Here is a 5,944-nt window from a genome sequence, read left to right as displayed (position 1 = left end):
GGCCGTGCGGCGGGAAGTGCGCGGCGGCGACCGCGCGCTCGGCCTGCTCGGCGCTGTCCAGCCCGGCCAGGACCACGCCGCGGGCGCCGGCATCGAGCACCCGGCCGATCAGCTTGGCATCGACCTCGGGCACGCGCACCCACGGTTCGCAGCCGCCCAGCTCGCAGGCGCGGATGGCATGTTCCAGCTCGGCGGGCGAGCGCAGCACGTGTTCCAGATCGAGTACCGCGAAGTCGTAGCCGACATGCCCGAACATCTCGCACAGCAGGGCACTGGGCACGGAGTTGAGCAACCCGATCTTGCAGGCCATGGGGGGAGGGCGCGCGGAACTGGGGAAGGGAGCGCAATCCTGCCGCAAACGAGAATGCTTATCAAGAAGATTCGCTGCAAGTCTTCACGGCCGCCGTAGACGCTTTCTGTGCGCCACCACGCTCTTCGCTGCGACTCACTCGCCGAAGAGGAGCCGCTTTTGCGAATCCCCAGTCCCGAATCCCCAATCCCTAAGCCGCGCGGTCAAGGCCTCAGCGCGCGGCGGCGCGCATCCCCCGGTACGGCGGCGTCGCCATCGCCATTTCCGCCAGCGAATAGGCCAGCTCGCGCTCGGCCATCACCGTGCCGTCGGCGCCGTGGTCGAGCAGGTGCTTGACCTCGGCATCGCTGTGCGCCCGCGCCAGCAGGGTCAGCGCCGGGTTCAGCGCGCGCAGCTTGGCCAGGGCCTCGCCGGCCTCCAGCGGCTGCGGGATCGCCAGGATCGCGATCTTGGCCTTGTCCGGGTGCGCCTCGGCCAGCACGCGGTCGGCGGCGGCACTGCCGCGGATGCCGGGGATGCCGTCGGCGTGGGCGCGTTCGACGTGGTCGCGGTTGTCGTCGATCACCAGCACCGGTACGCCGCGCTCGCGCAGCACCGCCGCCAGCGCGCTGCCGACCCGGCCGTAGCCGATCACGATGGCGTGGTCGACCAGGTCCAGCGACGGGCCCGGCGGCAACTCCGGCTCCACCGTCACCGGCGCCTCCACCGCCTGCCGCGCCTGCCAGCGGTCCAGCCAGGTGAACAGGAGCGGGTTGGCGATGATCGACAGCAGCGCGCCGGCCAGGATCAGGTCGCGGCCGGTCTCGGGCAGGATCGCCAGGCTCACGCCCAGGCCGGCCAGGATGAAGGAGAACTCGCCGATCTGCGCCAGGCTGGTGGAAATGGTCAGGGCGATGCCGGTGGGGTGGCCGAATGCCCGCACGATCACGAAGGCGGCCAGCGACTTGCCGACGGTGATGGTCAGGAACGTGGCCAGCACCTGCCAGGGATGCTCGACCAGGATGTGCGGATCGAACAGCATGCCCACCGAGACGAAGAACAGCACCGCGAAGGCGTCGCGCAGCGGCAGCGAGTCGTTGGCGGCCTTGTGGCTGAGCTCGGATTCCTTCAGCAGCATGCCGGCGAAGAACGCGCCCAGCGCGAACGACACGCCGAACAGCGTGGCCGAGCCGAACGCCACGCCCAGCGCGATCGCCAGCACCGACAGGGTGAACAGTTCGCGCGAGCCGGTCGCGGCGACCTTCTCCAGCGCCCACGGGATGGCGCGGCGGCCGACCACCAGCATCACCGCCACGAACGCGGCCATCTTCAGCAGGGTCACGCCGAGCGCGCCGAGGATCGCCCCGGTGTCGGCGCCCTTGCCGCCGAGCGCGTCGGCCAGTGCCGGCAGCAGCACCAGCGCCAGCACCATCACCAGGTCCTCCACGATCAGCCAGCCGACCGCGATGCGCCCGCGCAGGGTTTCCAGCAGACGCCGTTCCTCCATCGCCCGCAGCAGCACCACGGTACTGGCCACCGACAGCGCCAGGCCGAACACCAGGCCGTGCAGGGTCGGCCAGCCCATGCTCCAGGCCAGGCCCCAACCGAGCAGGGTGGCGACCGTGATCTGCGCCAGCGCGCCGGGGATCGCGATCCACTTCACTTCCATCAGGTCTTCGAGGGAGAAGTGCAGCCCCACGCCGAACATCAGCAGCATCACCCCCAGTTCCGACAACTGGGTGGCCAGGGCCTGGTCGGCCACGAAGCCCGGCGTGAACGGGCCCACGCAGATGCCCGCCACCAGATAGCCGACCAGCGGCGAGAGTTTGAGGCGATGGGCGAGCGTGCCGAGGATGAAGGCGAGCGCGAGCCCGACCGCGATGATGTCGATGAGACTGGTGTCGTGATGCATTCAGGATCGCAGAACAAGTAGGCCCCGAGTGTCGCCGATCGGGGCTTTTGTCGGCAAATCGATGGGTGGCGCCAAATGGCTGGCGGACCCCGGGCATCGTGATTGGGCCACGGGCCCATTACGTGGCGGGCTGCGCGTGCGGCGACAGGACGGGACGATCTCGGGCAGCGGCTGGGCGGCTGGCATCGGGAGCAGGCCGCCGCGAGACGCATGCCCTCGGCATCGCGCAGGTGGGGCATGGACGCGCGTGCCAGGGCCGCGAGCCGCGCAACCGGCGACCCGGGCGGTGCCGTATCCCAGCCACCGGCTCCCGCTCCCCGACACCCTGAGTGGGATGGAAGTCGCAGCGATCGGGTCCCCCGCGCAACTCCCTGTCAGGAAAGGCATTACAGCGGATGATGGACGTTATCTGTCTACTGTTTCGGCCCATCCCGTGGTGTATGTTTGCGCCAATTAGGTGTCCTGCCAGGACCAGGGTGGCATGGCTAGACTGAAGACATTCGCGAAGGGACTGCTCCTGAGCTCCGTGTACTGCGCCGGATACCTGATGGCGTGGCAGTTGTCTCTTGACCAATGGTTCCTGCCGGCCGGCCTGCGCGCGGCCGTGTTGCTGTTCATGCCCTTGCGGCTGTGGCCGTACTTGCTGCTTGGCGATGCCGCTGCGCTGCTGGTGCTGCGTGTGCCGCTGATCGACGAGGGGCAGAGCGCGGCCTGGGCCTATCTCAGCCCGTTGCTGCTGATGCCGCTGTCGGCGCTGGTGCCGTTGTGGTTCCGCCGCCGCGTCCCCGACATGATGGTCTGGCAGCAGCGGTTGCTGCCGGTGGTGCTGGGCATGGCGCTGTGGGGCGTGCTGATCAACAAGGCGCTGAACTGGGTGCTGGATGGGCCGACCACCGACATCAACGTCGAGAACGCGCTGAAGTTCTGGATCGGTAACTATCTCGGCATCCTGGTGTTCGTGCTGCCGGCCTTGCTGTGGGTGCGCCGCGAAGGCACCGCGCTGATGTCGCGTGGGCTGATGCACGACAGCCTGCGCGCGGCGCTGATGGTGGCGGTCCTGTTCGCGGCGGCGATGAACGTGCCGGACGGAGTCGCACGCCAGTTCCTGCTGGTGATGATGATCGTGCCGGGTTTCTGGCTGACCCTGGGCCACGAGTGGCGCGGTGCTGCGGTCGGCATCGTCATGGCCGACATCGCGGTGGCGATGGCGCTGGCCAAGTCGCATCACGCCGGTGCGTTCGACCTGGAAACCTTCTACGTGCAGATGCTGGTGTCGTTCGCCGCCACCACGCTGTTCGTGCTCGGTACCCGCATCGCCGGGGTGATGGACCAGGCCCGGCGCCTGGGCTTCGCCGAACAGGAGGCGTTGCAGGTGGCCCAGGCCAGCTACATGTCGGCCGAGCGCACCCTGCGTAACCGCGTGATCGAGTACACCGACATCCACGTGCATATCAACAAGCTGCGCCGCGACATCGCCAGCACGCTGAAGGAGCACGGCCACTACGCCGCGGCGATGGAAATGAACCGTACCGGGGTGATCCAGGCGCAGTTGCTGGACGATTACGTGGCGGCGCTGTATCCGCTGGATATCGAAACCCACGGCCTATACGGCGCGCTGAACTCCATCGCCTTCGCCAACGCCTGCGATACCGAGGTCGAGGCGCGCCTGCACGGGGATTCGCGGCGGCTGTCGATCGGGCTGCAGCTGGCGGCGTATCGCTGCGTGCTCAACGCCATGGAAATCCTGCCCGATGCGGGCCGGCATACGATCACCGCACGAGTCTGGTCGGCACGCGGCAAGCGCGGCGTGGTGGTGACCGTGGAAGCCGATGCGGCGATGCCGGGCGGCGGCCGCAAGCATCACAGCGCCAACGAGATGGACTGGGAACTGGCCAGCCGCTTGAAGGCTCATGACGGCACCTGCCGGCGCCGTCATGAGCAAAAGATCAGCTTCCTGATCTCCGAACCGCTGGAAAAGACCGTTACTTCTTGATGGTCACGGTCCAGACGTCGCCGTTGGCGCTGCTGGCCAGCTGCACGGTGAAGTAGCGCGCATCGTAGACCACGGTGCCGCGGCTGCTGTCGAAGGTGTCGACGGTGCTCACCCGATCCACGTCCTTGCCCATCGGCGTCACCCAGGCGGTGTCGCCGACGCGGCCGATCGCGCCACGCACCTGGCCGGTGGAGTCGTTGATCTGCAGGTAGGTCACGCCGTTGCGCTCGAACTGGTAGATGCGCGCCGACGCGTTGGTGGACAGATTGGTCGCCGCCGGCGCGCTTTCACCCAGACCACGAATGGAGATCGGGCTGCCGTTGCCGCCGCTCGGGCAACAGCTCTGCGCATAGGCGCTGGACGCCAGCGCCGAGCACGCGACGATGCCTGATAGCACCGCTATTTTTGAAGTTTTCCACATGACACGGTCCTTCCCCGGATGGGGCTTTTTTGCCTGCCGTTCAGGCGATTCCACATTACGCGAATCGCAACAGGCCACTGTTGACAAATAATCAATCGATTCATACTTGTGATGTGGCTCACGCTTATTTTTGCGGAAGAATTCCCGCAAATACGCCGCATCGGCTTGCTCAGGTATGGCCCCAGGTCACGCGCGATTCGCGTCGACCATCCGGCATCGCCGGGGTGTCGGGCGTGGACCTTATTGCAGTTTCCATGCCACACATTGCGGGTATGTCCTCGCGGTGCAGCAGGGCATGTTGTTGCTGGCGCTTCCGCGTTCGGCACAGCCAAGCGATGCCGAACGCCGCTGTCGATGGCGAACGCGTTGCATCGTGGGGAAATCCATCGCGCCGTCGCCCGGCGTTTTTCGGATGCGATCACGAGTCGTGTCGTGTCTGAGATGGCCATCACCGACGTGACCGGATCGGTGCAGTCGCTCGGCCCGATGCGCCCGGATCGCGCGGCGAATGTTTGACGCCTCTGCGTCGCTGTCGGTCGCGATCAGGCGGCGCTTCGTTGCAAACGCATGGGTCGAACGGATGACGGCGCGAGTGCGATGCGTTGCCGAACGTGACGAGGCTTATGGGCGCGCGCTTTGCCGACGCTTCGTCACCGCCGCGTTGGTGCCCATCCGATGCCTGCGTCAGCGGTGTAGCGCCGCACGCCATCCAGACCGACCTGGCGGACATGCGGTCGCGGCGTTGTCTGCGATGAACGCGGCGGCGGCGGTGCCGGGACACCGCCGCCGCAATGCATCACCAGCTGTAGTTGACGTTGGCGTAGGCGAAGGCGCCGTTGAAGCCGAACGGCGAGGACGTGCTGTACGGCAGATAGGTGCGGGTGCCGGCGCCGGCGCGCGAGCGGTCGGGATACTCGTTGAGCACATTGTCGCCGCCGACGGTCACGCGCCAGCGGCCCAGGCTGTAGGCGGCCGACAGGTCCAGGGTCCATTTGGCCGCATAGGTCTGGTCGGCGGCCGGCGTGGTGCCGAAGTCGGTGAATTCGCCCCAGCGCGTGGCCGTGGCGGTGAAGGCCCAGGCGCCGGGCGACCATACGCTGCTCAGGAAGAACTTGTCGCGCGGCGAACCGCGGGTGATGCGGCCGATCTCGGCACGGCCGATGCGTACCGCGGTCGGGTCGATCGCTTCCAGGACCGCAGGATTGCCGGCGATCTTCTCGATGTCGGTCTTGTTGTAGTTGTAGCCGGCGGTGAGATCGAGGCTGCTCGCGGGCAGCGTGAGCTTGTAGGTGCCGATCGCATCCACGCCCTGGGTCTTGGTGTCGATGG

5 protein-coding genes and 1 pseudogene are annotated in these 5,944 nt (G+C 67.4%); 2 read left to right on the top strand and 4 right to left on the bottom strand.

Translation table 11 applies throughout. The annotated features are described in order from the left end of the window. On the bottom strand, positions 1-310 hold a 310-nt coding region (locus tag D183_RS0110640), incomplete at its 3' end, for an aldolase/citrate lyase family protein (RefSeq protein ID WP_017908973.1). A gap of 211 nt (positions 311-521) precedes the next feature. Then, the gene (ybaL, locus tag D183_RS0110635; protein WP_017908972.1) at positions 522-2,201 is read right to left on the bottom strand and encodes a YbaL family putative K(+) efflux transporter; all 1,680 of its coding nucleotides are present in this window, start codon (positions 2,199-2,201) and stop codon (positions 522-524) included. A gap of 481 nt (positions 2,202-2,682) precedes the next feature. On the opposite strand from ybaL, the gene D183_RS0110630 reads away from it, so the two are divergent. Continuing rightward, positions 2,683-4,194 carry an MASE1 domain-containing protein gene (locus tag D183_RS0110630; protein ID WP_026144369.1) on the top strand — a complete coding sequence of 504 codons (1,512 nt, stop codon included), beginning with the start codon at positions 2,683-2,685 and terminating at the stop codon, positions 4,192-4,194. On the opposite strand, the gene D183_RS0110625 is transcribed toward D183_RS0110630, so the two are convergent. Continuing rightward, a complete protein-coding gene (locus D183_RS0110625) occupies positions 4,184-4,615 on the bottom strand; it encodes a hypothetical protein (protein ID WP_026144368.1) in 432 nt (143 codons plus the stop codon). The two genes, D183_RS0110630 and D183_RS0110625, sit on opposite strands and share 11 nt — an antisense overlap. 354 nt (positions 4,616-4,969) lie before the next feature. Here D183_RS0110625 and D183_RS27450 point away from each other — a divergent pair, with 354 nt between their 5' ends. Continuing rightward, a complete protein-coding gene (locus tag D183_RS27450) occupies positions 4,970-5,131 on the top strand; it encodes a hypothetical protein (RefSeq protein ID WP_017908969.1) in 162 nt (53 codons plus the stop codon). 280 nt (positions 5,132-5,411) lie between these two features. On the opposite strand, the pseudogene D183_RS24460 reads toward D183_RS27450, so the two are convergent. Further along, positions 5,412-5,944: pseudogene (locus tag D183_RS24460) on the bottom strand (TonB-dependent receptor); the annotation flags it as partial.

This window comes from Xanthomonas sp. SHU 199 (assembly GCF_000364665.1).
GTDB classification, from domain to species: Bacteria; Pseudomonadota; Gammaproteobacteria; order Xanthomonadales; family Xanthomonadaceae; genus Xanthomonas_A; species Xanthomonas_A sontii.
This window is presented reverse-complemented; position numbering and strand designations above follow the sequence as displayed.

Bases quoted from the DNA above. Each gene is read 5' to 3' on its own strand.
- D183_RS0110630 (WP_026144369.1), top strand. From the start codon at position 2,683: ATGGCTAGACTGAAGACATTCGCGAAGGGACTGCTCCTGAGCTCCGTG.
- ybaL (WP_017908972.1), bottom strand. From the start codon at position 2,201: ATGCATCACGACACCAGTCTCATCGACATCATCGCGGTCGGGCTCGCG.
- D183_RS27450 (WP_017908969.1), top strand. From the start codon at position 4,970: ATGGCGAACGCGTTGCATCGTGGGGAAATCCATCGCGCCGTCGCCCGG.
- D183_RS0110625 (WP_026144368.1), bottom strand. From the start codon at position 4,615: ATGTGGAAAACTTCAAAAATAGCGGTGCTATCAGGCATCGTCGCGTGC.